Below are 26,109 nucleotides of genomic sequence, written 5' to 3'. Positions count from 1 at the left end.
CAGTGCGTCTTTCCCTGCAATATCCTCATCTCGCCACACATAACCCCGCATCCTGCCCTTGCGCGAGGAGAACGGCGCGCGATTTCCGATGGGCCGCTTCGTCCGGTTAGAATGGGTGACGTTGTTCTCGTATGGAGACGTGCCGGAGCGGCCGAACGGACTTCACTGCTAATGAAGGGTCGGGCTAAAACCTGACCGGGGGTTCAAATCCCCCCGTCTCCGCCATTCGAACAACACCACGAAGCCCCGGCTTCCCTAGCAAACACAGGGAAGCCGGGGCTTCGTCGTCGCCGAGGCTCGGCGCCGCCGGTGCGTTCGCCCGCATTCTGCCCACGCGCGATGCGCGGTGGATGAGTGCGCAGAGAGAACTCAATCGGGGGTGTCGAGGGTGATCTGATCCTCGTCGCGGCGCTCCGGGCCGCCGGCGCGGGTGCCCTCCGCGGCGTCCGCGTGCGTTTCGAAGGCATCAGCGCCCTCGTTGGCGTCGCGCTCGGGATCGTCGTCGGTCGACTGTCCCTCTGCAGCCGACTCTGCGCCTGAACCCGTTCCCTTCTCAGCCTCGTGCTTGTTCGCCGCGCGCGGCGGGTCGGCGGCGTCGGTGCCGGTCTTGCCCGCATCCTCGGCCGTGGGAACCGAGCGATCCACCGAGTCGGGCGCAGTGGCGGTCGGCCGCTCGGGTTGCTCTCCCCGGCGCGCCTCGGGCGACGGGACGTTGGCGTGCTGATCCGGCTGATCGCGCCGGCCCTCCTGGCCCTGCTGGTTCTGCCGATCCTGCTGCTCCATCTGGGCACCGCCTTTCATGTCGTCGGGTGCCCGACGTTACCTCCCGGGGCCGCCCGCACGGCAGGCCTTGTCGCACGCCATGGTCTCTGCTACCAGAGGCCGCTAGCGGCCCATCCGCGACGCGTCAACCCGCTCCCGCACGTCTGCGGCCCGACCTATCGTGGCACGGACAACGACGATCGCGAGGAACGCGATCACGGGAAACGCCGATCGCGGCACGACACCGATCGGCAGCAGCGACCGGGAGGAGAAGGCGATGCATGCTGAACGCGGCAACACGAAGCACGGCCCCCAGCTGGATGAGCAGCTCGAGCAGGAGACGAGAGGAATGGTGCAGGGGCGCGGCGGTTCCCCGCACGTGGAACCCTTCCGGGAGAGCGAGCCGCTTCCGGACGACACGGACGACCCCGAGGTGGAACGGGCGTACCGCGGGGGCGCCGGGAAGATCGACGAGACGGGTCAGGCCGACGGCGTAGGCGGGGTGGACGACTCAGACCCTGCCGGTCGGCCCGACAAGACGGAGGAGGACGTATGAGCGACTACAGCGACGTGACGGAACTGCTCGCCGGCGAGGGACCGTGGACCTTCGCCTACGTCGACGGCCCCGGCGCCGAGCCGCAGGTGGTCGAGGAGGCGAGGAGGGATTCGGTACGAGACCGGCTGCTCGAGCTGGGCGCTCCCGAGGATGATGCGCGGGCGGTTCTGCGGGCGATGGAGCAGCCGACCGGGGCGCCGAGCCCCTCCGCGCGCTACCTCCTGGTGCGCGGCGGCGAGGTGGCACTCGACGCGAGCTTCGCCGAGCCGAGACGCGGGCCCGAACGGCTCGGGCACGGCAGGCTCCCCGAGATCCTGCCGCTGGTGCGCCACCGCTCATCGGCGGAACAGTATGTGGTCGTGGAGACAGGGCGCGAGGGCGCGAGCGTGCGCCTCGAATGCGCTGAGCGCGCGGTGGCCGAGCAGACGGTGGAGGTCGAGGGGCGCGACGACAGCCTGCCGAAGGTGCAAGCGGGAGGCTGGTCGCATGCCCGTTATCAGCGCCACTCCGAAGAGATCTGGAAGCAGAACCAGGGAGAGGTCGCCGAGGTCGTGGATCGCCTGGTGCGCGAGGAGCGCCCGGCACTCGTGGTGCTCGCGGGCGATGTGCGGGCCCGGCAGTTGCTGCGGGATCAACTCGCGCCTGCGAGCCGGGGCCTCGTGATCGAGGTCGAAGCGCACACGCGGGCGGCCGGGGCGGACGAGCAGGCGCTCGACGAGGCGATCTCCCGGGCGCTCACGGAGCATGCGCACAGCGAAGTGCAGCGGGCGCTCGATCGACTGGCGTCGGACGGCGGCGGCCTCGGCGCCCGCGGCGTGGACGAGGTCGTCGAGGCGCTGCAGCAGGGGAGGGTGGACACCCTGCTGCTCGATTCGAAGGCTCTCGAAGCGGGAAACGGCGAGGCTCGCCGAGGCGGGGACGATGGTCGCGGGGAGGACGCGCGCTCGCGAGCGGACACGCTCGAAGCGCTCGACGCCCCGCCGTGGGTGACGCACGGCGGCATCCCCGCTGAGGCGTCGAGTCTCGGCCTGATCCCCGTCGCCGAGGCGCTGGCGCGCGCCGCGATCCTCACGGGAGCGCGAGTGCGGGTGCTGGAAGAGGAGCACGCCTCCGAAGACGAGCCGCGTTCGAATCGGCCGCCGCGGGAGCCCGTCGCCCTGCTGCGGTGGTCGGAGGATGCCGTCCCAGCCTGAGGCGACCGGCTGCGATGTCAAGGGGGTGACCGGCGATCGAGCTCTCCTGGAAGCTGGAGGGACTCCGGTTCGTCGGCGGCGCGGCCGACGAACCGGAGCGGAGCCGGCAGGGAGCCGGCCTCCGCATCCGGTGCTCGGAGCCGGTGCGCGATGAGGTGCGCGGTGACGGCGGACGGGAGAACGAGATGGGTACGAGGGGTACGGAATTCGCGATCCGCACGGTCGGGGTGGAGGAGGAGCTGCTGCTGGTGGATCCCGCCTCGGGCCGCCCGGTGCCTGCGGTGGAATCCGCGCTCGCGGCGCTGCCGTCGGATGAGGGAGCCGGCCGGAGCCACGGGGGCGGCGCGGAATCCCACTCCGGGGGCCTGTCCGAGATCGATCCGGGATCCGGAGCTGTCTTCTCAGCCGGAACCGCACCCGCGCCGGGGCTCGCGCGCGAGGCGAAGCTGGAGCAGATCGAGATCGTCTCGCCCCCATGCGAGACGATCGACGACCTCGCGCGGATGGTGCGGGAGGGGCGCCGGACGGCCGACGAGGTTGCGCGAAGCGTCGGCGCGCGGGTCGCGGCGCTGGGGACGAGCGTGTTCCCCGTGTCGTCCCACGTCACGCATGACCCCCGATATGACGCGATCGGCAAGCGCTTCGGCGTGACGATGCGCGAACAGCTGACCTGCGGCTTCCACGTGCACGTGGCGGTCGTGGACGAGGCCGAGGGGGTTGCGGTGCTCGACCGGATCCGTCCGTGGCTGCCGGTGCTGCTCGCCCTGAGCGCCAATTCGCCGTTCTGGGCGGGAGAGGACACGGGGTTCGCGAGCTACCGCTACCAGGCGTGGGGGCGCTGGCCCTCGGCGGGGGCCTACGACCTCTTCGAGTCGCCGGAGCGGTATCGTCGGCTCGTGAGCTCGCTCATCGCGAGCGGCGTGGTGCTCGACCCCGGTATGGTCTACTTCGACGCCCGGCTGAGTGCGCGTTACCCCACCATCGAGGTGCGGGTGGCAGATGTCTGCATGGAGGCGGAGCACGCCGTGACCATCGCAGCGCTGGTGCGGGCGCTCGTGGAGACATCCGCGCAGGAGTGGCGGGCCGGCGTGGCCCCGCTCCCGGTCGACACCGCGATGCTGCGCGCCGCCATGTGGTCGGCGAGCCGGTTCGGGATCGCCGGATCCGGGCTCGTCGACCCGTTCCTCGGCAAGCCGCGTCGCACCCGCGCCGCGGCCGCCGCGCTGCTCGCGCACGTCGCCCCCGCACTCGCCGATGCGGGGGATCGCGAGCGCGTGGAGCGCGGTGTGGAGGCCATGCTCACCCGGGGCGGCGGGGCCGGACGCCAGCGCGCCGTGCTGCGGCTGACCGGAAGCCGCCGGGCGGTGGTCATGGACGCGGTGGAGGTCACGAATCGCCAGGCCGTCCCCGCCGCGTCGGCGGCGTAGGGGTTCCCCGGTCCGGCGGTTCCGCCCCTCAGCGGGTCACGGCGGGGGCGAGGTGCACGACCTTCGTCGTGGTCATCTCGTCGAGGAGCTCCGGGCCGTAGCCGAAACCCGAGCCGCTCCGGCCCCGCGGCTGAGCCGAGCCGCCCGGAGCGCCGCCGAAGACGGCGTTGACCTTGACCGTGCCGACGGGCAGGCGGTCGATCGCGTAGTGGGCGTGCGCGATATCCGCCGTGAGCACCGTCGCGCTCAGACCGTACTCGTCGTGAGCGGCCCGCTCGACGGCCTCCGTGAAACCCTCGACCGCGAGCACGGGGGCGACCGGTCCGAAGGTCTCCTCCGAGAAGAGTCGCATGTCGGGTGAGCAGTCGGAGAGCACGGTCGCGGGGTAGTGGCTCCCCGGGCCGGCCGGCACCGCGCCGCCGACCACCACCCGCGCTCCCGACGCGATGGCCTCCGCGACCTGGGCGTGCACCGACTCGCGCATCCGCTGGTCGACGAGCGGGGCGACGAGGCCCTGGTCGTTGCGCTCCGACGCTTCGGCGGTCAGCGCTTCCACGAACTCGTCGGCGATCCCCCGATGCACGATGATGCGCTCCACCGAGGTGCAGATCTGGCCGCTGTTCGCGAACGCCCCGATCGCCGCCTGCGCCGCCGCCCAGCGCGGGTCGACATCGGCGTCGACGATGAATGCGTCGTTGCCGCCGTTCTCACGGATGAGGTGCGCCCCCGTGAGTGCCACCGCGCGTGCGATGCGCTCTCCGGCGACCGTGGAGCCCACGTGGGCGACGACGTCCACCTCGGGGAAGGCGACCAGCGCTTCCCCCTCGCGTGCGTCTCCAATGACGGTCGAGAGCACTCCGCTCGGGAAGTGCGGCTCCAGCACCTCCCCGAGCAGCCGGCCCAGGTGCGGGCAGCGCTCGCTCGGCTTGTGCACGACCGTGTTGCCCGTGCCGAGCGCGGCGCCGATGAGCCCGACGCTCACGGCGACCGGATCGTTCCAAGGTGTGACCACCGCCGCCACCCCGCGGGGCTCGGGGCGCATCAGATCCACCGCCTCGTTCCCGCCGAGCAGGCTGCGCCCGCGGTGGAGGGGAGCGAGTTCGGAGATCTGGAGCAGCGTGTCGATCGCGGCACGCACTCCCTCGAGCGCCTCCTCACGGTGGCGACCCGTTTCGCGATGGTTGAGGTCCGCGAGCGCGTCCTCCTGAGCCGCGAGCCCGAGCGCCGCACGGCGCAGGGAACGCCCTCGTTCCGCAGCGGGAGTCGCCCGCCAGGCGGGGAAGGCCTCCCGCGCCCGCTGCACGGCGGTGCGGATGTCGGCCTCGGTGGCGATCGGCACCGTGCCGACAATGGTTCCGTCGTGCGGATCCGTGACCTCGATGCCGTCGTCCGTTCCAGCGGTGTGCTCGGTCGTCATGGTGCTCGCTCCTCGTCCGTCGCTCGTCTCGTTCGGGTCTCCTCTCCCTCTACCCGGTTGAGGCGGAGTTCACGCGGGAATCCGGGATCGGGCCTCTCGGGCGGCCATCGGAGCCCGCGGGTATACCCGATTCCGAGAGCAGTGCTCTACGGTGGACGCATGCGCGCCGTGACCAATCCCGATAAGAACCGTCTTGAGCTCGTGGATCTGCCGGAGCCCGAACCGGCGGCGGGCGAGGTGCTCATCGACGTCGTCGCGGCGGGGGTGAATCGCGCCGACCTCGCGCAGGTCGCCGGCGTGTATCCGCCCCCGTCCGGAGCGTCTCCGCTCCCCGGCCTCGAGGTCTCGGGATACCGGCGCGACACCGGTGAGCCGGTGGTCGCGCTGCTCGCGGGCGGCGGATACGCCGAGGTCGTCGCCGTGCCCGAGGTGCAGGTGCTGCCCGCGCCCCCGTCGCTGCCGCTCGCCGAGGCGGCGGGGCTGATCGAGGTCGCCGCGACGGTGGTCTCGAACCTGGTGATCGAGGCCGGGCTGGATGCGGGCACGGGAGGGGCGGAGCCGCAGACCGTTCTGATCCACGGCGGCACGGGCGGGATCGGCACCTTCGCCATCCAGTTCGCCCACGCCCTGGGCGCGCGGGTGCTCACCACGGTCGGCTCGGACGAGGCCGTCGACACGGTGCGCTCGCTCGGCGCCGACCTCGCGTGGAACCGCCGCACCGCCGACGTACCGCGCGCGGTACGGGAGGCGGGCGGCGCCGACATCATCCTCGACATCGTCGGCGGCCCCGCGTTGAACGACAATGTCGGCATGCTGCGGGAGTTCGGGCGTCTCGTGATCATCGCCACGCTGGGCGGGGAGAGCGGCCTGCTGAACGCGGGCGCGCTCATGCGCAAGCGCGGACGCATCATCGGCACGACTGTGCGCTCACGGGCGTCGTGGGACAAGCAGCGGATTCTGGAGCGCACGCGCGAGCTGGTCTGGCCGATGCTCGAGGAGGGCAGGATCCGGATCCCGATCCACGCTCGCGTGCCCCTCGCGGAGGCCGCGCGCGCCCATCGCGTGCTCCTCGACGGCGGGCACCTCGGAAAGGTGATCCTCGACGTGGCCGACGCCGCGGGTGCGTAGCGGGCGCGCCCGGTCCGCGCTCGCCGGGCCGGCGCTGGAAGTAGCGCCTCGGGTCGCACCCCTCGCCCGCGGTCTGTGTCTCCGAGATGCATCAGACCCCACAGGGTCGCAGACGGCCGAGCTTCTTGCTCGGCGATGACCGAAGCCGGGTGTCAAGTGTGCCGCGCACACGCCGAAGCGGCGCCTCGGACCTGGAGTGAAAGGTGATCCGGGACGCCGCTCCTACGACATAGTTCAGTTGCTCTGGTACGTGGGGGTGCACCTCCGCTCGTCGTAGCAGCGGATCTCATAGATCCCCGCCGCGTCATCACCGTTGGTCGCCTGCACCACCACGCGCAGCCGATCGGTGGTCACCGCGTCGAAGTCGTGCACCACGCGATTCGAGTAGTTGTGCGACTCGGAAGCGACGGTGACCCAGTCGCCGTCGACGAACGCCTGCAGGTCGTAGGCTCTTACGGACTGCGGGTCACGGTGGAGCGGTGGGTAGGCATGGTACTCTCGCAACAGGTTACCGGCGAAGGTGAGCTGCACCTGCGAGACCTGCTGCGGTGCGTCCCACGCGAGCTCGATCCAGTGTGGCAGCGGCGACGACGGGTCGCTGCGCCACTGGTTCGCGGCGCGGTGCGGGCGGGTAGCCCCCGAGATCACGTTCTCGGGGCCGTAAGGCGTCTGCGGAGGGTCGACCTTGAAGCTCAGCGTCTGCCCACCGCCGAAGCGGCGGTAGCGGCCGGGCGAGTTCTCGTAGGCCGCGATCTGGCCGGGCAGCACGTGCGGGCTGACAACCCATTCGACGTCGTCAGTGGCGGCGAGGTCGATCCTGACGTAGCCGGGGGTGTCGCCGAGCGCGTCGGCGTCGAGGTCGACGTTCCAGTCGACCCAGTGCGGGCCGCCCGCCGCGACGGTCAACGTCGTCGTCGCGATCGGCTCGCCCGGGTCGGCATCGTACGACCATATGTGGTCGACGTGGTGAAGGGTCGCGGGCACAGAGATCGGCGCATCCGAGGTGTTCTTCAATGCGAGGGAGATCGTGCGCAGTTCGCGGTCGCCGCCGTGGGCGATCCACTGCGCCGTGCGGCTGCGCAGTGCTCCCGTGAACGGGTAGACCGGGTAGCCCCGCCACTGATCGATGCTGCCAAGCCGGTTCGGTGTGTTCGGGCCGACGCCGCTGACGTGGTCCTCGCTCGACGCGGTAACGGTGGCCTTGCGGGCGAGGTCCTCATCGTCCTCGTTCACGACCGACGGCAGGAAGCAGCCGTCGCGCAGCAGGATCTGCTGCACGTCGGTCACGAGGCCGGGTACCTCGGCGCGCAGGTCCGGTTCCGGGGTGTCGATGAGCGCCGCCGCGGTGCCAACGGCCTGGCCCATCGCAGCCGCGGTTCCCATGACGCGGGTCGAACCGAGCGCGACGCGGGTGGTCGAGATGTTGCGACCGGCGAAGAATAGGTTCGAGAGGTCCTTCGACACGAGCGAGCGCATCGGCAGGCCGAACGGACCGACATACTCCGCCGAGCCCTGCGCCGTCTCGGGATTCTTCAGGCGCGCGGCGGTCACGGGCTCACCGACCGACTTGAGCAAACCGCCGATCGTGTGCAGGTCGACGTACCAGCCACCGAACGCGACCTCGTCCTCGAAGGGGTCCGAGCGGCGCAGGTCGTTCTCGGTGACAACGTACTCGCCGAGCAGGCGGCGGCTTTCGCGCTTACCGGGTACCTGGCCCACCCAATCGAGCGCGAGGTTTCCCGCGTGCTGCGACCAGTAGGGATCCCGATTCTTCAGGTAGTCCCAGATTCCGAGCACGTGGCGGGTGAGCTCGTGCCGAATCTCCTCGTTCTCGTAGAGGGTGTCCCATGGGGTGCCGATCTCGATCCACCAGTACCCGCTTTCGAGGGTCGGGATCAGGCGGCCGCCGTCGGTGAAGAACTTGGGATCGTCGTACCTGACGGCCCAGTCGGGGGCGTGGAACTCGACTGGGCGGCCGACGTCGACCGTCTTGAAGTGCAGCGAGCTGCCCATAGAGCCGTCGCCGCGCTCCTTTGGCGCGAGCGGCTCGTCGAACTCGCTCGAGGCCTCCTGCCCGCGCATCCACTCGGCGCCGGCGAGCGCGCCGAGCGTACCGTCTCCCGTGCAGTCGACGAACATGCGACCCTCGAGCCGCAGGTCGACCTCGGCGTTCAGCACCTTCGCGAGCGCCGCGACGATGCGGCCGTCCCTGACCTCGGCGCCGAGGACGGGGGTGTTGAGGTGGAGGGTGAGGTTCTCGGTGCGCTCGGCGAGGTCGTAGAGGATCAGATCCCACACGCTGTTCGTCCAGCCGTTCTCGCGGATGATCGCGTGGTTCTTGGCGCGGTCCTCGACGAGCACCTCGGCGATGATGCCGGTCTCGCGTGCGTAGCCGTGGAAGGCTGCGGCGCCGTGCGGGGTGACGCGCACCTCCGAGGAGGAGTTACCGCCGAGCACCGGGCGGTCCTGCACGAGCGCGACCTTTGCGCCGTGACGTGCCGCGGCGATGGCTGCGGAGAACCCCGCAAGTCCGCCGCCTGCGACGACGAGATCGTATGTCTCGGTGATGGATTTCAATGTTCGCCTTTCGTTGGGTTTCGAAGCACCAGGCTGTGATCACTTCGTTGTGGACCGTTCCACAGATGCTACGCTCGCGAAGTTGATCTTGTCAAACGGTCCACAAGATCGGGATCCCCGGCGTCCCGAGCACGCTGGCACCACAGCTCCCCCCGCGCAGCACCACCGTGGCAGGCAGATCAGGCGGTGCGGCGCACCACAAGCGCAGGCTCGACGAGCACCTCGCGCCGCTCCGCGGGCGCGGCCTCGGCGCCGTTGCGTCGGGCGACGTGGCACTCCTCGGCTCGCAACAGCTCGCTGACGGCCACCCGGCCGATCTCACCGTTGTGCGCACGCACGGTCGTCATTTGCGTCAGGCGATAGCCGGCGATCTCGGTGTCACCGTAGCCCGTGACCGCCACGCCCGGGTGGTCGGCGACCGCCGCGAGCGCCCCCACCGCCGTCAGATCTGTGACCGTCGTGATAGCGGTCGGCGGCTCCGCGGAGCGCATGAGGCGTTGCGCACCCAGGTATCCCGACGCCTCGGAGAAGTCGGCTCGCTCAACGCGAATCTCCGCGCCGAGCCCCGCGGCCTCCATCGCGCGCGCGTACGCGGCCGCACGGGCCTCGCCGACCGGCCCGCCGAGCCCGCCCAGGTGCGCGATGCGCGTGTGGCCCTGCTCGCGGAGGTGCTCGACGAGCAGGCGCAGGCCGGCATCGTGGTCCGTGCGGACGGTGGCAGCAAAGGGTAGCTCCTGGTTGATACCGCCGGCGAGGACCGTCGGGATGCCCTCAACGAGTGGCGCGAGCGACGACATGTCGGCGAGCGACCCGACAACGAGCAGGCTGCGCGGGCGCAGGTCCCCGAAGAACCCGAGGGTCTCGCTGTCCATCCCGATGTCGTCGGATGCGCCGCTCTCCGCTCCGACCGGGTTGGCCGAGGTCATGAGCGCGATGCGGTTGATCGCGCGGAGCTCGGTGCGGGCGTAGTCCACGAGCCGCGCGAACGGCGGCGAGTGGAGATCGGCCAGCAGGATCCCGGTGAAGCCGCCGTCGCCCGAGTTGATCGTGCGCGCGGCCCAGTTCGGCCGAAAGCCGAGCCGTTCGGCAGTGTCGAGCACGAGCTGCCGGTTCGCTTCGCTGACGCGGCCGGGGTTCGAGTAGACGAAAGAGACGGTCGACTTCGACACGCCAGCCGCAAGAGCGACGTCACGAATCGTGACGGGACGATCCTGCCTCTGGCCTGCCATTGCCACCTCCTGTGCCTCCCTAGTCTAAATCACGGGTCGGCACAGCGACTCGCACTGCCCGGGGTCGCCCGCATCACCCGGCCTCAACCGCGAGCAGCTCGGTGAGCACGTCGCGGCAGTCCGCTAGCGTCTGCTTCGTCGAGGCGGATCCGCGAAGGCCCTGCTCGACCGCCTCGTCGAGGGCACGCTGTGCGCTCGTCGCGATGGGGAACTCCCAGAGTGGGTTGCGGCGCGCGTTCGACGCGATCGTCTCCGTCCACTTCGCCTGGAACTCGATGCCGGCAAACCAGTTGGCCTGGAGCGCGGTGATCGTCGTGGGGGGCGATCCCTGCCCCTCGAACACGATCTTCTGCGATTCGAGGTCGGTGCTGAAGAACTCGAGCGCCCCCAGTGTCTGGTCGCTGTCGTCGAGCGCTACGAGCGGCTGGCTCCACACGAGGTTGGCGCCCTGACCGTTCACGGCAGGCCGTGCCATGCACGACATCTTGCTCCGCAGATCGGGATCGTTCGACATCGGGGGCACGATCCCGTACGACTGCGGAGCATCGTCATAGATCGGCACGCGGCCCTGCGCGAACAGGGTGCGCGAGCTCTCGCGGTTGATACCGGCCTGGATCAACCCTTCGTCGAGCAGCATCTTCCAGTAGTCGAGCGCCTTCTGCGACGGCTCGTCGCCCAGAGTGACCTTGGTGCCGTCGAAGACCTCACCGCCGAAGGACCAGACCCAGGGGATGAAATCCTTGAGCTGCGTGACGTCGGTGCAGGGCGCGTAGGGCAGGATCGAGCTGTCGCTCTTCTTGACCTGCCGCAGCATCGCGGTGAAATCATCGATAGAACGTACCCCATCGGGATCCGCGCCCAGCTCGGCGAGCATCTCCGCGTTGGTCACGAGCCCGATTGCCGACTGCGTCCACGGCATGCCGTACCGCGTGCCGCGATAGGAGCCGGCCGACCGCACGAACTCGGGATACAGCGACTCCTCGAACACTCTGTCGACGGGCTTGATGACGTTCGCCGTGGCGAGCGTGCTCATGAACTCCTCATCGATGTGCACGATGCCCGTCATGCGGCCGCCGCGGGCGGCGAGCACGAGCTGGTTCAGGTACTTGTCGAACGGGTAGACCTTCGTCTCGATGGGCACGCCGGTCTGCTCGCTGTAGAGCTCGGCCGCCTGTCGCACGGGCCCCACCGTTCGGCCGGCGAAGGTCCACGAGGTGAAGGCCAGGGCGTCCTTGGACTCGTGGCCGGACCGCGCGCACCCCGCCAGGAACGCGAGGACGGCGCTGGCTCCTGCCGCCTGCAGTAGGCCACGCCTGCCGAGTTGAATCCCGGCCAGCCCAGAGGCGCCGCGGGTGCTAGGCATGTTGCTCTTCATGATTCCTCCTTCAGCGCGCTGCGCCGGGCTCACTTGACGGCTCCGGTCAGCGCGCCGCTGACGAAGTGCTTCTGCAAGACGAAGAAGATGATGACGACGGGAAGCGACGTAATGATCGAGGCGGCCATCATCTCTCCGTACGCGTTCTGGAACTCGCCGGTAAACATAAGCGAGAGGCCTGCGGGGAGCGTCTGACGCTCGGTATCCACGAGCGTCAGTGCGAACGGCAGGTCGTTCCAGGCGCGGATGAATGAGAACAGGCAGACCGCGATCATCGGCGTGCGCACCGCGGGCATCATCACGCTGAACATGGTGCGCAGCTCGCTCGCACCGTCGAGCCTCGCGGCCTCGAGCAGTGCGTCCGGCAGCGCGTCGAACGAGTTCTTCATCATCATCACCGAGAGCGGGAGCGTGAAGGTGGTGTACGAGATGATCAACGCGAGGTAGGTGTCGAGCATCCCGACGCGGTCAAATGCCGTGTAGAGCGTGACGAGCAGGAGGACCTGCGGCACCATCTGCGCCGTGAGGATCAGGAACATCATCGTCGTGCGCCCACGGAACCGGAACTTCGAGAAGGCGTATCCCGCGAAGAAGCCGACCAGCAGGCTGCAGAAGCAGGTAACGAAGGACACGAGCAGGCCGTTCGCAACGAAGCCGAGCAGGGTCGGGTCGGTCAGCACGAACCAGTAGTTGCTGAGCGTATACTCACGCGCGAGGGACTGCGGGAACTGGAAGACGTCGGCTTCGGAGGTGGCCGCGGTCACAATCATCCAGGCGACTGGGATCAGCGCGAACGCGCCGACGATCGCGAGCGCCGTGTAGGGGGCACCCATGCCCCACTTCGTTCTAGGGGCTGGGAGGCGCTTGCGCTTCTTGTCGCCCAGCAGAATGATTCTGGTGGTGGTCATCGCTTTGCCTCCTGCTCCTGGCGTGATGTATAGATGAGATAGACGACCACCAGGATGGACATCAGAGCGGTCCAGACGATGCCGATGCTGCCGGCCTCGCCGAGGTCGAAGCGCTCGAACGCGGCCTGGTAGAGCTCGACGGCGAGTGTGGTGGTGGAGCCCACCGGGCCGCCGCCCGTCATGACGTAGGGGATCTCGAAGTGCTGGAAGCCCCAGATCGCCTCGAGAAGGAGTGTCAGCGCGATGGCGGGCTTGATCTGAGGCAGGATCACATGCCACTGCTTCTTCCAACCCTTCGCTCCGTCGACCGCCGCGGCGTCGTGCACCTCCTCGGGCACGCCCTGAAGGGCGGCCAGCAGAAGCACGGCCATCCAGGGGAACGTGGTCCAGATCTTCGCGATCACCACGGCGATCATCGCGAACGTGGGAGAGTCGAGCCAGTTGGTGTCGCCAGCGCCGCCGAACCAGGCGATGACGCCGTTCAGAAGTCCGTAGTTCGTGTTGAAGATCCAGGCCCACAGGAACGACACGACCACGCCGGGCAGCAGCCACGGGATCAGCAGCGCCGAGCGCCATGCCGAGACGGCTCGGATGCGGGTGTTGAGTGCCATCGCCATCGCGAGCGCGAGGATGAAGGAGCCGCCCGTCGTGCCGGCGACGAAGATGAGCGTCTGCCCGACTACGCGCCAGAAGGCGACGTCGGAGAGGAGCGCTGTCAGCCCGGTGAGGCCGATGATCTCACCGCTCTCGGTGAGCAGGCTCGCATTGGTGAAGCCGTATGCGAGGGCCTGTACGAGCGGATAGGCGATAACCAGAATGAAGAGGATCATTGCGGGCGTTGCCATGAGGTAGGCGAACTTCCGATGGCCCGCGTCTCCTCGGCCGCGCTTCGTCGCGGCGGCGGTGGATAACGTCACGTGACAATCCTTTCAGTCAGTGGCGGCGCACATCGGCCACTCCAATGTGGACCAGTCCACATAGCGTAGGGGCGACGGCCCTCAGTCGTCAACCCCCGATTTGGAACGGTTCAAGATCGCCGGGCCGTTCGGCGGAATCCTGGCCCGAGCGCCTGCGCACACCCGCGCAGAGAAGAGACATCCCAGGATTCTGTTTTGAGCGCCGCAGATGCAGCTTCGCGGGAACCGAGCACCTCGGACCCCGCGAAGCTGCATGAGAGGCTAGCCGCGACGCGTGAGCGACCCGATGCGGTCGCCCGTCTCGACATGGAACAGGTGCACACGCTCCGGTGAGGGCTGCACGATGACCGTTTCCTCCTCTTCGGGGTGGTCACGGCCGTCGACGCGCACGACCACCGCAACATTCTCGCCGACGAGCGGTGCTGAGCCGAGCAGGTAGCCGTCGGCGCCGAGCTCCTCGATGAGGTGGCGGTGACACTGAGGCCCTCGCTGCCCGCGGGATGGACTGTGAGGTCCTCGGGGTGCACGCCGACGGTCACGCGGTCGCCCTTGATCGCGGCACGCACCTCGTCGGCGACGGGAAGCACGAGGCCGCCGAAGGCGATCCCGTCGTTGGTGACCTTCGGGCTCCCACTCCGATCCCTCGATGTGCTGCCCCAGCGGCTCGAACGGAGCCGGCTGTTCCGCACCGACCACCCACTGCTCAGGACTGCGCACGATCACCGCTGCTGCATACGCCGCCGGGTTCCCTACCCGCTCGCCGCGAGCAGCAGCACGGATCACCGTCTCCTCGACAGCGCGCACAACATCGACCTTGGCGAGATCGACTCGCCCATTGACCTCCCGGGCCACTGAACGAAATGCGAGCAGCGGCAAAACTGCTGAGTACTTCGGTCGCGTTCCTGCTCGGCGAAGTTGATTACGATGGAGTCTTGGTGCAGCAAGAAGCCCCCGCCGCTATCGCGACGGGGGCTTCAGATCTGCGCGCCCCGAGGGATTCGAACCCCCGACCTTCTGATCCGTAGTCAGATGCTCTATCCAGCTGAGCTAGGGGCGCATTGTCGGCTTTACCAACCAGAAGAACATTACACGAGTCGGGTCTGCTCCTCAAATCAGGGTCGGCCGATCGTGTCGCGCGGGCGTGTCGCGTCTTTCCTGGCGGACCGGGCCTCCCAGTTCGAGTCAGCGACTCGCTCTGCTCGCGCCGACCGGCCGCTCCACCGATTACCCTGGTTCACGTGCCGGAGATCCAGAACGACCATCTCAACATGCCCGCCTTCCCCGCTTCGAGCGCCGAGCTCGAGCGAGCGGAGTCGCTGATCCTCGAGATCCCCGACTACCCGAGCGCGGGGATCCTCTTCCGCGACATCACGCCGCTGCTGGCCGATGGTGCTGCCTTCCGGGCCACCGTCGACGCTCTCATCGCACCGTTCCGCGGCATGTTCGACGTGGTCGCCGGCCTCGAGGCCCGCGGCTTCCTGCTGGCGAGCGCGGCCGCCTACGCGAGCGGCGCCGGGCTCATGCCGATCCGCAAGGCGGGCAAGCTGCCGCGCCCCGCCGCGAATGTCGGATACTCGCTCGAGTACGGCATCGCCGAGGTCGAGGCGCACGCCGATTTCCCTCGCGGCTCCCGCGTGCTCGTGATCGACGATGTGCTCGCGACGGGCGGCACCCTGGCCGCCGCGCATGAGGTGCTCCGCAAGCTCGACTACGAGGTGGCCGGCACGGCGGTGCTGTTCGAGATCGAGGGTCTCGGTGGGCGCGACGCGATCGCCGACCGTCGGCTGCACACCGTCTTCCGCAGTTGAGACGCGAGCGATGTCGGTGGTCGTCGCTAGGCTCGGATCATGCGCGGAGCACGGGGAGCGAGCAGCGAGGGGCGGCATGAGTCCGATCCCTTCGACCTGGAGGGGTCCGATCCCGAGCTGCTGAACACGGGCCGGATCCCCGATCCGCAGCCCGAGCACACCGCGCTGTTCAGATGGCTCGCGGGCGTGCTCACCGCCGTCGAGGCGAGGCTGCGCGCGGTGGGCGGGGTCTCGCTGCGATGGATGATCAGGATCGCCTGCGGTCTGATCGGGGCGGTCGGCGTCTTCCTGCTGGTGGGCCCGGTCATCAACGAGCCCATGGACTTCGACGATGTGATCGCCTCGGCAGAAGTGGACGAGGTCGACTGGATCGCGCGCGACGTCGAGATCGACTACGTCGTCGAGCGGGATGCCGACGGCGCGTTCGCGTCGCGGGTGGAGGAGAGCTACACGGCCGACTTCCGCAACGGACCCGAGGCCGCGGTCGAGCGCACGATCGTCACCGAGTTCCGGGGGCACGACGTCGAGTTCGAACTCGGCGCCGTCACTGTCGATGGCGAGGAGGTCGAAGCCGAGGTCGAGCGCGCCGCGACCACGACCACGGTGCGCATCGAGCCCGCCGACGGCGGTCGCTTCGAGGGGGAGCCGCGGATCGCGATCGCGTATGAGCTGCACCATCTCATCGCGCCGGAGACCGACGAGGCGACCGGTCGCACTGTCGACAGTCTGTCGTGGCCGCTCTTCGCGCCCACCTGGCCGCAGGCGACCAAGGGCATCGACGTCTCGCTCACTCTGGCTCCCGAGCTCGACGAGGCTCTCGTGCGCCAGCCTCGCGCGTATGTGGGGTGGCTCCTGGTCAGCGGCACCGCGTGGCTGTCTCCCGAGGGCGAGTCAGCGGCGGGGGTGCGCTACTCCTTCAGCAACGACGACTCCCTTCCGCCCAACGCCGACATCTGGATCGACGCGAGCTTCCGCGAGGGCACCTTCGCGCAACCGCCGAAGACGACGCTGTTCTGGGTGCAGAGCTACGGCCCGCTGCTGCCGCTCGCGGTGCTCGGCTTGCTGCTGCTCTTCTCCCTCGCCGCGAGGCGCATCGTCTGGGCCGACAGCGCGGGCGAGGCCTGGTACGTGCCCCGAAGCGAGCCGCCCGACGACCTCTCGCCCGAGCTCGCGGCGCAGCTGCTGGGAAGACCGCGGCACGCGGAACTGGTCGATGCCCTGGCTGAGCGGCCGACGGCGCGGCGACGCGGCGGCGGGAAGCGAGCCCCCGGCGCGGAGGAGCGCGCCCGCCGGATCGCGGGAGCGGCTCGGGCCGGCCGACGCGCCGGCAGGTGGGGGAACACCCCGTCGGCATGGCGCTGGACGAGACGGTGGAGGGTCGGCGGCGAGGTCGAGGCGCGGGGCCTGAGATGGGTGCCGGACAGCTACGTGCGCGACGTCTTCCTGCTCGCGCCTGTCGCCATCACGCTCGTGCAGTGGGGGCTCCTGCGGCAGCTGTCGCACCAGGTGATCCTGCTGGTCGTCTGGTGGCCGGTGGCCTTCGTCGTGGGCTCGACGCTGCTGGCCGTCGCGACGGTGGCGGCCGTGCGGCGACCGCGACCGCTCACCCGGGAGGGCGCGCTCAGCGTGCAGCAGCTCAAGGGCATCGAGGCGTACGCCCGCGCGGTGAGGCTGCGGGATCGGGGCCCGCTCGACGACCCTCTGCTGCCGTACGCGCTGCTTTTCGAGAGTCCCCGTGATGCGGGGCGCGCGGTGGTGGACCAGGCCGCGCGCGAGTCGGGCGATCCCGATCCGGCCGGCGGCTGGCGCACGGACCACTTCGTCTCGGTCCCCGCGCTGCTCGCGCTCGCCGCGGCGGTCGCGGTGCTCGCCGGATCCGTCATCGCGGTTTCCACGCAGCCGCCGCCGTACGACAGCTCCGTCGACCCGGTCACCAGGCACGACGAGCTGCCCGGCACCTTCTACTCGGAGGTGCAGGGCTTCGAGATCGAGGCCGAGCTGTCGCGGTCGAGCGACGGCCGTGCCGAGTTGCAGGTCACCGAGACCAGTACCGTGCGCTTCGACGGTTCGGGATCCCGAGTGCCGCAGTTCGCTCGCGAATGGCCGGAGAGGAGATTCGGACAGGATCTGGGGCTCGAGGTGGGCGGGGTGCGCGTCGACGGCCGGCCCGCCCCGTTCCGCGAACTGCCGCAGCGCGAGAGCCTGGCCGTGGTCAGCCAGTTCGAGGAGGTGCTCGACGGATCGCACGAGGTCGAGGTCGAGTACACGCTGACGAATGCGGCGGTCGATGCCCCCGGAGCGGCGAACTCGAACGAGCAGGTGCGATGGGCCGCCTGGTACTCGTTCTGGGAAGACGAGTTCTACACCACGGCCGGGGAATACTTCGAGGGGCGCTCTCCCGTGAGGCCCGTGCGGGTGCAGCTCACGGTCGCTCCCGACCTGGTCGGCGAGATCGTCGACGCGGGGTGGATCGCCTCCGATCACGAACGACGCAAGGACCCGGGAGAGCACGGCAACTGGATGCGGCCCTGGGTGTATGAGAACCGGGTCTACGACGATCACGGTGATGCCTTCGACCTGCGGATCGGCTCCGAGGAGCAGCGCGACGACGGCGCCCTCGTGGTGACGCTCGACGTCGACGAGGTCGGCTCTCGCCCAGGATCGCAGAGTGCGGCTGGGGAGTCAGGGGAGCCGTTCGAGGTCGATCCGGAGGTGAACTCCTGGCTCGGCAAGCACGAACTGAGACTGAGCTCCGACCTCGGGGCGCGGATCGACTTCGTCCCGGGCACCTTCGCGGGACTCGACACGGGCGCGTACGATCGCTACCTCACCGGATACCGGCTCCCATTCACGATGTTGCTGGGTCTCGCGGGCGCCGTCATCGCCGCATCGATCGGGGTCATCGCATACGTCGTGCGCACCTCCCGCCGGGCCGGCCTCTCGCTCGCCGCGACCGCCGTCGTCGCGATCCCTCTCGCCGCGGTCGCGCAGTGCGTGCTCTTCTTCTGGACGGTGCCCACGATGAGCGGCAGCGATGCGCGAGGCGGGCTCGGGATCGCTGTGGGCGGTCTGATGCTCGCGGCGGTCATCACGCAGGCCGTGCTCGTGCTCAGACGCCGAGCCTCGGAAGCCGATGCGCGAGAGCTAGGTGCGGATGTCGGAAGCGGATCCCGTGCCCGTGCGGCTCGGAGGAAGCGCTGACGAGGGGCAGAATAGAGACCATGACTGACATCGACGCCACGCGCGCCTTCTTCTCGGCCCGCGACCAGTTGCTCGACCTCGCGGGAGATCCTGCTCGTGCCCGCTCCGAATTCCGCTGGCCCGATGTCGGTCCGCGCTTCAACTGGGCGCACGACGTATTCGATGCGATCGCCGAGAACAACGACCGGACGGCGCTCTGGATCTCCGAGGAGGACGGCTCCGAGACGAAGCGGAGCTTCGCCGAGCTGAAGCAGCGCTCGGATCAGGTGGCCAACTGGTTGCGGAGCATCGGCGCGAAACCGGGCGATGTCGCGATGCTCATGCTCGGCAACCGCGTCGAGCTCTGGGAGATCATGCTGGCCGCACTGAAGATCGGCGTCATCATCCTGCCGACTTCCGTGGTGCTCGGCTCGCACGAGCTGCAGGACCGCGTCGAACGGGGTCGAGTGCGCTGGGTCTTCGCCGAGGCGGAGGACGCGGCGAAGTTCACGGAGGTTCCCGGCGAGTATCGCGGAGTGGGTGTCGGCCTCGAGAACGCGTCGCGAGATCACCGCGCACTGCTCTTCGACTGGATGCGCTATGAGGAATCGCGATCCGCGTCGCTCGCCGCGATCCGCAAGACGACCGCGAGCGACGACCCGGCGCTGCTCTACTTCACGTCGGGCACCACGAGCCTGCCCAAGATCGTCGTGCACTCCCACACCAGCTACCCGCTCGGCCACCTCACCACCATGTCGTGGCTCGGTGTGCGCCCCGGCGACGTCCACTCCGTCATCAGCGCACCCGGCTGGGCCAAGCACGCCTGGTCGAGCTTCTTCGGGCCGTGGCAGGTCGGGGCGACCGTCTTCGTGGCGAACCAGGCGCGCTTCGACCCCGAGGCGCTCGTCGCCGAACTCGATCGCGCCGGCGTCAACACCTTCTGCGCACCGCCGACGGTGTGGCGCATGCTGATCCAGCATCGCCTCGATCGGAAGCCGCGCGGCCTGCGCGAGCTCGTCTCGGCCGGCGAGCCGCTCAATCCCGAGGTCATCGCTCGCATCCGCGAGTGGTGGGGCCTCGACATCCGCGACGGCTACGGCCAGACCGAGACGACCTGCCTCATCGGCAACATGCCGGGCGACCCGATCGTGCCCGGCGCGATGGGGAGCCCGCTCCCCGGGGTGGACGCCGTGCTCGTCGACCCCCTGACCGGCGAGGAGGCCGCCGAGGGCGAGATCTGTCTGCGGCTCGCCTCGGAACCGGTGAACCTCATGCCCGGGTACTTCGGCAACCCCGAGGCCACGGAGAAGGCCACAGCCGGCGGCTTCTTCCACACCGGCGACGTCGCGCAGCGGGATCCCGAGACGGGCGTGCTCACCTTCGTCGGGCGCACGGACGACATCTTCAAGTCGAGCGATTTCAAGGTATCGCCCTTCGAGGTCGAGAGCGCGCTCATCGAGCATGAGCTCGTCGCCGAGGCGGCCGTCGTGGGTGCCCCTGACAGCACCCGACTCAACGTCACGAAGGCCTATGTCGCGCTCGCCGCCGGCGCGACCGCCGATGCCGAGACGGCGCGCGCGATCCTCGCCCACGCCCGCGTCGCGATGCCGCCCTACATGCGCGTGCGGCGCGTCGAGTTCTTCGAGCTGCCGAAGACGACCTCGGGCAAGATCAGGCGCGTCGAGCTGCGGCAGCGCGAAGAGGCGGCGCACGCCGCGGGCGAGCGCATCGCGACCGAGTGGCGTGAGGAGGATTTCCCGGGCCTCAAGGGCTGAAGGCTCCGAGTCATCTGTCGTCATACTCGCCCTGAATGTCGGTGGCCTCGTTTAGATTGGGAGCATGAGCACCATCGAGACGACCACCGCGGGCAGCCTGCCCCGCACCCGTGCCCTCATCGAGGCGAACGCCGCCCGCGAGTTCGAAGACGACGGCTTCACCCTGAAAGCCACGCCCGAGTTCGACGCGCTCGTCACCGAAGCGGTGCGCGACGTGGTCGAGCGGCAGCGCGAACTCGGCATCACGCAGCCGGGCGACGGCGAGTTCGGCAAGGCCATGTCGAACGCCGTCGACTACGGCGCCTGGTGGGGCTACTCGTTCCAGCGCGTGAACGGCCTCTCGCTGACCGAGGTCAACGCGTTCAATGAGCCGCCCCGCCGGTCCGAGCCCGGCAGCATCCGGCTCACGTCGTTCCTCGACCGCCGCGACCGGCAGATCTTCGCGGAGGCCTACGGCGACCCCGAGAGCGGCATCGCCACCGGCCGCAACGCCACGGCGTTCCCGACCACGACCGGTGAGATCAGCTACCGGGGGCAGCAAGCGGTGGCCGCCGACACCCGCAACCTCCGCTCGGCGCTGGGGGAGGGCGAGACCGGCTTTCTCACGGCGATTGCTCCGGGCTCAGCGGCGCGCGTGCGAAACGACTTCTACGAGACCGAGCAGCAGCACATCGATGCGTGGGTCGAGGCGCTGCGCGAGGAGTACCGCGCCATCACCGACGCGGGGCTGATCGTGCAGCTCGACGACCCCTCGCTCGCCGAGAACTGGGATCAGATCAACCCCGAGCCGAGCGTCGAGGAGTACCAGGCCTTCACGCAGATCCGCATCGACGCGATCAACGAGGCGATCAAGGGCCTGCCCAAGGAGCAGGTGCGTCTGCACCTCTGCTGGGGCTCGTGGCACGGCCCGCACACGACCGATATCGAGCTGAAGCACATCCTTAAGACCGTGCTCGGCGCGAACGTGGGCCAGATCTCGTTCGAGGCGGCCAACGCCCGCCACGAGCACGAGTGGTCGGTGTGGGAGGAGAACAGCGACCTGATCCCCGACGATCTGATCCTCGTGCCCGGCGTGGTCGGCCACTCGACCAACCTCGTCGAGCACCCCGACCTGGTGGCGCAGCGCATCGAGCGTTTCGCGAGGATCGTGGGCCCCGAGCGCGTCATCGCAGCGACCGATTGCGGCCTCGGCGGGCGGGTGCACCCGCAGATCGCGTGGGCGAAGCTCGAATCGCTCGGCGAGGGCGCCCGGCGCGCCGCGACTCGCGTCTGAGCGGGTGCTGCCGGCGCGGCGCCCCGTGCTCGCACCCAGGCGCTCTGCATCAGCACCCAGGCGCTCTGCTCAGCACCCAGGCGCTCTGCTCAGCACCCGTGAGAGGTCGAAAAGGGCCGCGCTTTCTTTGACGATGCGCCCTTATTGACCTCTCACAGGGCGGCGAGGAGCGCGTGGCAGCGCGCCACGCGCTCCCGCCACCATCGTTCGCGCTCGGGAGGCGCGGCGTGTCGATCGAGCAGCGCGGCATCCAACGCGGGGCGCCGCACTTCGATCGAGCCCTCGCGGGGGATCAGGGGATCGGCGGTCACGTCTCCCTCCAGCAGCGCGACCGTGCCGAGACCGCAGGCGCCGTGCAGCACCCCGGCCGCTCCCGAACCCGCCGCGGACCCTGCGCCGCCGGCTGATCCTGAGCCTCCGCCGTTCCCCGCAGCGGGCAGCGCCGCCGCGAGATGCAGCCCCATCGAGATGCCGACCGAGGTGTCGAGCGCGCTCGACACGACCACGGGCAGGCCGGCCTGCTCCACGATGTCGAGCGCTTGCCGGATCCCGCCCAGCGGTTGCGCCTTCACGATGAGCAGGTCCGCGGCGCCCGATCGGGCCACCGCCAGCGGGTCGGCGGCCTTGCGCACGCTCTCGTCGGCGGCGATGCGCACGAGGGGGGCTGGGCAGCGGACTTGTAATCCGTGGGTCGCGGGTACGGTCTCATCGAGTCCGCTCGAACCGTGCACCCGCTGATCAGGAGTCAGCCTGCGCCGCACCTCGACCAGCTCGGTGACGCTCGCGCACGGCTGCTCCGCGTAGTCGAGATCGAACTCGGCGAGGGCCCGCAGCGCGGCCTCGGCCTCCTCGACCGACCAGCCGCCGTTCGCGTCCACCCGAACCAGAGCGTCGGCGCCCATCGCCTCGCGCACTGCGCGCACCCGCGCGACGTCGTCGGCGAGGGACTGGCCGCGCTCGGCCACCTTCACCTTGGCCGTGCGGCAGCCCGGGAAGCGGGCGAGGATTCCGGGAACCTCCCCCGCCGGCACCGCGGGCACGGTGGCGTTCACGTCGATGCGATCCCGCACCGGCGCCGGCTGCTCGGCCCACCCGAAATCGAGAGCGGCCGCCAGCCACGCCGCCGCCTCCGCGTCCCCGTACTCCGGGAACGGCGAGAACTCGCTCGCGCCGAGGGGAGCATCGAGGATCACGGCCTCGCGCACCGAGATGCCCCGGAAACGGGTACGGGTCGGGATCGAGACCACACGCATCGATTCGAGCACCTCGGTGAGGGGCGGAAGAGCGGATCCTGGTCTCGAGAAACTCATGCCTCGATCCTGCCACCGAACCCGGCTACTCTGGCCGCATGAGCACTCGCGCGGAGACCATGGAGTTCCTTCTCGACCAGCTGAGCGCGCTGCCGGGGGTCCGCAGCCGCAAGATGTTCGGCGAGTACTGCGTCTATTACGACGAGAAGCCCGTCGCCTTCGTGTGCGATGACGAGTTGTTCGTGAAGCCCACCGAGGCCGGCCGCGGCTACATCGGCGACCCCGACGAGGCGCCCGCCTACCCCGGCTCGAAGATGTACTTCCGGGTGAGCGGCGACCGCTGGGAGGATCGCGAGTGGCTCGCGGGGCTCATCGACCTCACCGCCGCGCAACTGCCGGCTCCGAAGCCGAAGAAGCCCAAAGCGTCGAAGGCGCGCACCGCTCTTTGAACCTGTCGAGGGGAGCCTGCTGAAGGGAGCCCGTCGAAGGGAGTCCCGGGATGCAGGGCCCATCCACCCCTCGAGATACGGATTTCGCACGCCGATTCGCGGTGCAGCGAGCGAGATTCGTATCTCGGCGAGGTACGAAGCGGGTGGGAAGCGCGCGGGTGACGAGGGCGCTCACGGACGCGAACTCCTATGCTGGATCGCATGACGCAGCAGGATCCGCACCCCGCCCATCCCCGCGAGACCGAGCAGCCCGAGCTGGTCTCCGATCTCTTCGATCCCGCAGAGTGGGAGGCGGCCCCCGGCTCGGCCGACTACACCGACATCACGGCGCATCTCAGCCGCGACGGCCGCATCGCCCGTGTCGCATTCGATCGACCCGAGGTGCGCAACGCATTCCGCCCCCACACCGTCGATGAGCTCTACGACGCGCTCGAGCGCGTGCGCGTCAACCCGCGCGTGGGCGTGGTGCTGCTGACGGGCAATGGACCCTCGCCGCGCGATGGGGGCTGGGCGTTCTGCTCGGGCGGCGACCAGCGCATCCGGGGGCGCGACGGCTACAAGTACAGCGACTCGGAGACGCAGGTCGGGCCCGATGCGGCCGCGCGGGCCGGGCGCCTGCACATCCTCGAGGTGCAGCGTCTCATCCGCTTCATGCCGAAGGTCGTCATCGCGCTCGTGCCCGGGTGGGCCGCGGGCGGCGGGCACTCGCTCAACGTGGTCTGCGACCTCACGATCGCAAGCCGTGAGCACGCGAGGTTCAAGCAGACCGACGCCGATGTCGGATCGTTCGACGCCGGTTACGGCAGCGCGTACTTCGCACGCCAGGTCGGGCAGAAGAACGCCCGTGAGATCTTCTTCCTCGCCCGCGAGTACTCGGCGGATCGTGCGCGCGAGATCGGGGCGGTGAACGAGGTGGTGCCGCACGCGGAGCTCGAGCGCACCGGCATCGAGTGGGCGCGCGAGATCCTCGGCAAGTCGCCGACGGCGATCCGCATGCTGAAGTACGCCATGAACGCGGTCGACGACGGGCTCGTAGGGCAGCAGCTCTTCGCCGGCGAGACCACGCGCCTCGCGTACGGCACCGACGAGGCCGTCGAGGGGCGGGATTCGTTCCTCGAGAAGCGCGACCCCGACTGGGCGCCGTTCCCGTACTACTACTAGGGGTTTCACTCCCCGCGCGAGGGCGGGCCGGCGTTCCGGCCTGCCCTCGCGCCCCGCACACCACGCCTGCCTCGCGCACCGCACACCACGCCTGCCGCACCGATCGACGTTCACGCACCGCATTCAGGTGGATCGGGGTGCGTGAACGTCGATCGGTGCGCTTGGGGCGGGGAGATCAGGCATCAGGCATCAGGCTGCAGGCACCAGGCACCAGGCACCAGGCATCAGGCACCAGGCACCAGGCGGCACCCGGCCTCGCGCCGCGGGAACCGCACGGGTGTAGCATCGCAGGTGATGACGAGGCTCAACAGACGACCACCTGGCTGGGCGACTGTCGCCGCACTCGCGTTCGCGGGGCTCACCTCCGCCTTCATGTTCACGCTGGTCGTGCCGCTCCAGGGCGAGTTGCCCGAACTGCTCGACGCATCGCGCGAGGACACCACCTGGGTCGTGACGGTCACGCTGCTCGTGGCCGCGGTCGCGACGCCCATCTCGGGCCGGCTCGGTGATATGTACGGCAAGCGGCGCGTGGTGTTCGTGCTGCTCATCGCGCTGATCGTGGGTTCGCTCGTCGCCGCCCTCTCGTCCTCGATCGTCGGGGTGATCATCGGGAGGGGCCTGCAGGGCATGACGACCGGGGTGATCCCGCTCGGTATCGCGATCATGCGCGACGTGCTGCCTCCGGCGAGACTCGGCACGGCGGTCGCGCTCATGAGCGCGACGATGGGCGTCGGCGGAGCGGTCGGTATGCCGCTCGCCGCATTCATCGCGGAGACCTCCGACTGGCACGCGCTGTTCTGGATGTCAGCCGGCCTGGGCATGATCTGCATCGTGGCGGTGGTGTTCGCGGTTCCCGAGGACACGATGATCTCGGGCGGTCGCCTCGATGTCCTCGGGGCGATCGGGCTCGCCGTCGCCCTCACGGGCCTGCTGCTCTTCGTCTCCCGCGGCGCTGAGTGGGGGTGGGGTTCCCCGCTCGCCCTCGGGTCGGTCTCGGTGGGTGTGATCGTGCTGCTGGTCTGGGGCGCCTATCAGTTGCGCGCGAAGGATCCGCTCGTCGACCTGCGGGTAGCCGCGCGCCCGACGGTGCTGCTGACGAACCTCGCGGCGATCGGCATGGGTTTCTCGCTCTTCGGATCCAACGTCACCTTCCCGCAGCTGCTCGAGATGCCGCCCGAGACGGGGGCCGGCTTCGGCCTCACCATGATCGAGGCGGCGATCTGCATCATGCCGTCGGGCCTCATCATGATGGTGCTGTCGCCCCTCTCGGGCAAGCTCGAGCGGGTCTTCGGGCCCCGCCCGCTCTTCACCATCGGTACGTCGTCGATCGTGGTGGCCTACGTGTTCGTGCTGCTCTGGTCGAGTGAAGTGTGGCACATCGTGGTGGCGAACGCGATCATCGGTGTCGGGATCGCTTTCTCGTTCGCGGCGATGCCGATGATCATCATGGGTGCGGTCCCCGCGCACGAGACCGGGGTGTCGAACGGGCTGAATGCGCTGTTCCGCTCGGTCGGCACCTCGGGAGCGTCGGCGGTCATGGGCGGCGTACTGGCGGCGATGAGTTCGGAGCATGCGGGACGGGTCGTGCCCACCGCGGACGCCTACGCGGTCTGCTTCTGGATCGCGATCGCGGCGGCGGCCGTCGCGACGGTGCTCACACTCTTCATTCCGCGAGGTCCGTGCTCGGAGCCGCGCCCCTCTCTGCCTCCGTCCCGCTGAGCCGG

The 26,109-nt window shown here is 69.5% G+C and carries 20 protein-coding genes and 2 tRNA genes; 12 read left to right on the top strand and 10 right to left on the bottom strand.

Features of this window, described 5'->3' with window-relative positions; all coding sequences use genetic code 11:
* Nucleotides 1-133 precede the first annotated feature (133 nt).
* Nucleotides 134-225, top strand: a tRNA-Ser gene (locus tag KVY00_RS07525).
* Nucleotides 226-369: 144 nt separating this feature from the next.
* On the opposite strand, the gene KVY00_RS07520 is transcribed toward KVY00_RS07525, so the two are convergent.
* Nucleotides 370-783 carry a hypothetical protein gene (locus KVY00_RS07520; protein WP_223045056.1) on the bottom strand — a complete coding sequence of 138 codons (414 nt, stop codon included), beginning with the start codon at nucleotides 781-783 and terminating at the stop codon, nucleotides 370-372.
* 256 nt (nucleotides 784-1,039) lie between these two features.
* Between KVY00_RS07520 and KVY00_RS07515 the strand changes: the two genes are divergently transcribed.
* From KVY00_RS07515 to KVY00_RS07505, 3 genes are all read left to right on the top strand, one after another.
* On the top strand, nucleotides 1,040-1,318 hold the full coding sequence (locus KVY00_RS07515) for a hypothetical protein (RefSeq protein WP_223045055.1): 279 nt from the start codon (nucleotides 1,040-1,042) through the stop codon (nucleotides 1,316-1,318).
* Nucleotides 1,315-2,511 carry a baeRF2 domain-containing protein gene (locus KVY00_RS07510; RefSeq protein ID WP_223045054.1) on the top strand — a complete coding sequence of 399 codons (1,197 nt, stop codon included), beginning with the start codon at nucleotides 1,315-1,317 and terminating at the stop codon, nucleotides 2,509-2,511. The genes KVY00_RS07515 and KVY00_RS07510 overlap by 4 nt, the downstream gene beginning before the upstream one ends.
* A 185-nt stretch (nucleotides 2,512-2,696) precedes the next feature.
* Complete coding sequence (locus tag KVY00_RS07505) at nucleotides 2,697-3,938, top strand: carboxylate-amine ligase (protein ID WP_223045053.1); 1,242 nt, start codon at nucleotides 2,697-2,699, stop codon at nucleotides 3,936-3,938.
* A 28-nt stretch (nucleotides 3,939-3,966) separates the two neighbouring features.
* Here KVY00_RS07505 and KVY00_RS07500 read toward each other — a convergent pair whose 3' ends face one another.
* On the bottom strand, nucleotides 3,967-5,355 hold the full coding sequence (locus tag KVY00_RS07500) for an aldehyde dehydrogenase family protein (RefSeq protein ID WP_223045052.1): 1,389 nt from the start codon (nucleotides 5,353-5,355) through the stop codon (nucleotides 3,967-3,969).
* A 159-nt stretch (nucleotides 5,356-5,514) separates the two neighbouring features.
* Here KVY00_RS07500 and KVY00_RS07495 point away from each other — a divergent pair, with 159 nt between their 5' ends.
* Complete coding sequence (locus KVY00_RS07495) at nucleotides 5,515-6,483, top strand: zinc-binding dehydrogenase (RefSeq protein WP_223045051.1); 969 nt, start codon at nucleotides 5,515-5,517, stop codon at nucleotides 6,481-6,483.
* A gap of 234 nt (nucleotides 6,484-6,717) precedes the next feature.
* Here the strand turns inward: KVY00_RS07495 and KVY00_RS07490 are convergent, their stop codons facing one another.
* The 7 genes from KVY00_RS07490 to KVY00_RS07465 form a co-directional block, all read right to left on the bottom strand.
* On the bottom strand, nucleotides 6,718-9,060 hold the full coding sequence (locus tag KVY00_RS07490; protein ID WP_223045050.1) for an FAD-dependent oxidoreductase: 2,343 nt from the start codon (nucleotides 9,058-9,060) through the stop codon (nucleotides 6,718-6,720).
* Between the two features lie 179 nt (nucleotides 9,061-9,239).
* On the bottom strand, nucleotides 9,240-10,289 hold the full coding sequence (locus tag KVY00_RS07485) for a LacI family DNA-binding transcriptional regulator (protein WP_223045049.1): 1,050 nt from the start codon (nucleotides 10,287-10,289) through the stop codon (nucleotides 9,240-9,242).
* A 73-nt stretch (nucleotides 10,290-10,362) separates the two neighbouring features.
* Complete coding sequence (locus KVY00_RS07480) at nucleotides 10,363-11,664, bottom strand: ABC transporter substrate-binding protein (protein ID WP_223045048.1); 1,302 nt, start codon at nucleotides 11,662-11,664, stop codon at nucleotides 10,363-10,365.
* Nucleotides 11,665-11,693: 29 nt separating this feature from the next.
* Nucleotides 11,694-12,572 (bottom strand): carbohydrate ABC transporter permease, encoded by an 879-nt coding sequence (locus KVY00_RS07475; RefSeq protein WP_223045047.1) that lies wholly within the window; start codon nucleotides 12,570-12,572, stop codon nucleotides 11,694-11,696.
* Nucleotides 12,569-13,489, bottom strand: coding sequence for a carbohydrate ABC transporter permease (locus KVY00_RS07470; RefSeq protein ID WP_223045046.1), 921 nt, complete (start codon nucleotides 13,487-13,489; stop codon nucleotides 12,569-12,571). The genes KVY00_RS07475 and KVY00_RS07470 overlap by 4 nt, the downstream gene beginning before the upstream one ends.
* 261 nt (nucleotides 13,490-13,750) lie before the next feature.
* The gene (locus tag KVY00_RS15560) at nucleotides 13,751-13,885 is read right to left on the bottom strand and encodes a hypothetical protein (RefSeq protein ID WP_255572824.1); all 135 of its coding nucleotides are present in this window, start codon (nucleotides 13,883-13,885) and stop codon (nucleotides 13,751-13,753) included.
* A 587-nt stretch (nucleotides 13,886-14,472) separates the two neighbouring features.
* A tRNA-Arg gene (locus KVY00_RS07465) sits at nucleotides 14,473-14,546 on the bottom strand.
* 211 nt (nucleotides 14,547-14,757) lie between these two features.
* Here KVY00_RS07465 and KVY00_RS07460 point away from each other — a divergent pair.
* The 4 genes from KVY00_RS07460 to KVY00_RS07445 all read left to right on the top strand — a co-directional run bounded on the left by KVY00_RS07460 (nucleotide 14,758) and on the right by KVY00_RS07445 (nucleotide 21,525).
* Entirely contained in the window at nucleotides 14,758-15,297 is a 540-nt protein-coding gene (locus KVY00_RS07460) for an adenine phosphoribosyltransferase (RefSeq protein ID WP_223045231.1), read from the top strand.
* A gap of 39 nt (nucleotides 15,298-15,336) precedes the next feature.
* Nucleotides 15,337-18,498: a hypothetical protein gene (locus KVY00_RS07455; RefSeq protein ID WP_223045045.1), complete on the top strand. Its 3,162-nt coding sequence runs from the start codon at nucleotides 15,337-15,339 to the stop codon at nucleotides 18,496-18,498.
* Between the two features lie 20 nt (nucleotides 18,499-18,518).
* Nucleotides 18,519-20,252: an AMP-binding protein gene (locus KVY00_RS07450; RefSeq protein ID WP_223045044.1), complete on the top strand. Its 1,734-nt coding sequence runs from the start codon at nucleotides 18,519-18,521 to the stop codon at nucleotides 20,250-20,252.
* A 64-nt stretch (nucleotides 20,253-20,316) separates the two neighbouring features.
* Nucleotides 20,317-21,525, top strand: coding sequence for a cobalamin-independent methionine synthase II family protein (locus tag KVY00_RS07445; protein WP_223045043.1), 1,209 nt, complete (start codon nucleotides 20,317-20,319; stop codon nucleotides 21,523-21,525).
* Nucleotides 21,526-21,677: 152 nt separating this feature from the next.
* Here KVY00_RS07445 and KVY00_RS07440 read toward each other — a convergent pair whose 3' ends face one another.
* The gene (locus KVY00_RS07440) at nucleotides 21,678-22,835 is read right to left on the bottom strand and encodes an o-succinylbenzoate synthase (RefSeq protein ID WP_223045042.1); all 1,158 of its coding nucleotides are present in this window, start codon (nucleotides 22,833-22,835) and stop codon (nucleotides 21,678-21,680) included.
* Nucleotides 22,836-22,873: 38 nt separating this feature from the next.
* Here KVY00_RS07440 and KVY00_RS07435 point away from each other — a divergent pair, with 38 nt between their 5' ends.
* From KVY00_RS07435 to KVY00_RS07425, 3 genes are all read left to right on the top strand, one after another.
* Nucleotides 22,874-23,224 (top strand): TfoX/Sxy family protein, encoded by a 351-nt coding sequence (locus tag KVY00_RS07435; protein WP_223045041.1) that lies wholly within the window; start codon nucleotides 22,874-22,876, stop codon nucleotides 23,222-23,224.
* Between the two features lie 201 nt (nucleotides 23,225-23,425).
* Complete coding sequence (locus tag KVY00_RS07430; RefSeq protein ID WP_223045040.1) at nucleotides 23,426-24,385, top strand: 1,4-dihydroxy-2-naphthoyl-CoA synthase; 960 nt, start codon at nucleotides 23,426-23,428, stop codon at nucleotides 24,383-24,385.
* A 294-nt stretch (nucleotides 24,386-24,679) separates the two neighbouring features.
* Nucleotides 24,680-26,104: an MFS transporter gene (locus tag KVY00_RS07425; RefSeq protein ID WP_223045039.1), complete on the top strand. Its 1,425-nt coding sequence runs from the start codon at nucleotides 24,680-24,682 to the stop codon at nucleotides 26,102-26,104.
* Nucleotides 26,105-26,109: the final 5 nt, after the last annotated feature.

This window comes from Leucobacter tenebrionis (genome assembly GCF_019884725.1).
Lineage (GTDB): Bacteria > Actinomycetota > Actinomycetes > Actinomycetales > Microbacteriaceae > Leucobacter > Leucobacter tenebrionis.
The sequence above is the reverse complement of the archived record's forward strand: the minus strand, read 5'-3'. Positions and strand labels throughout refer to the sequence as shown.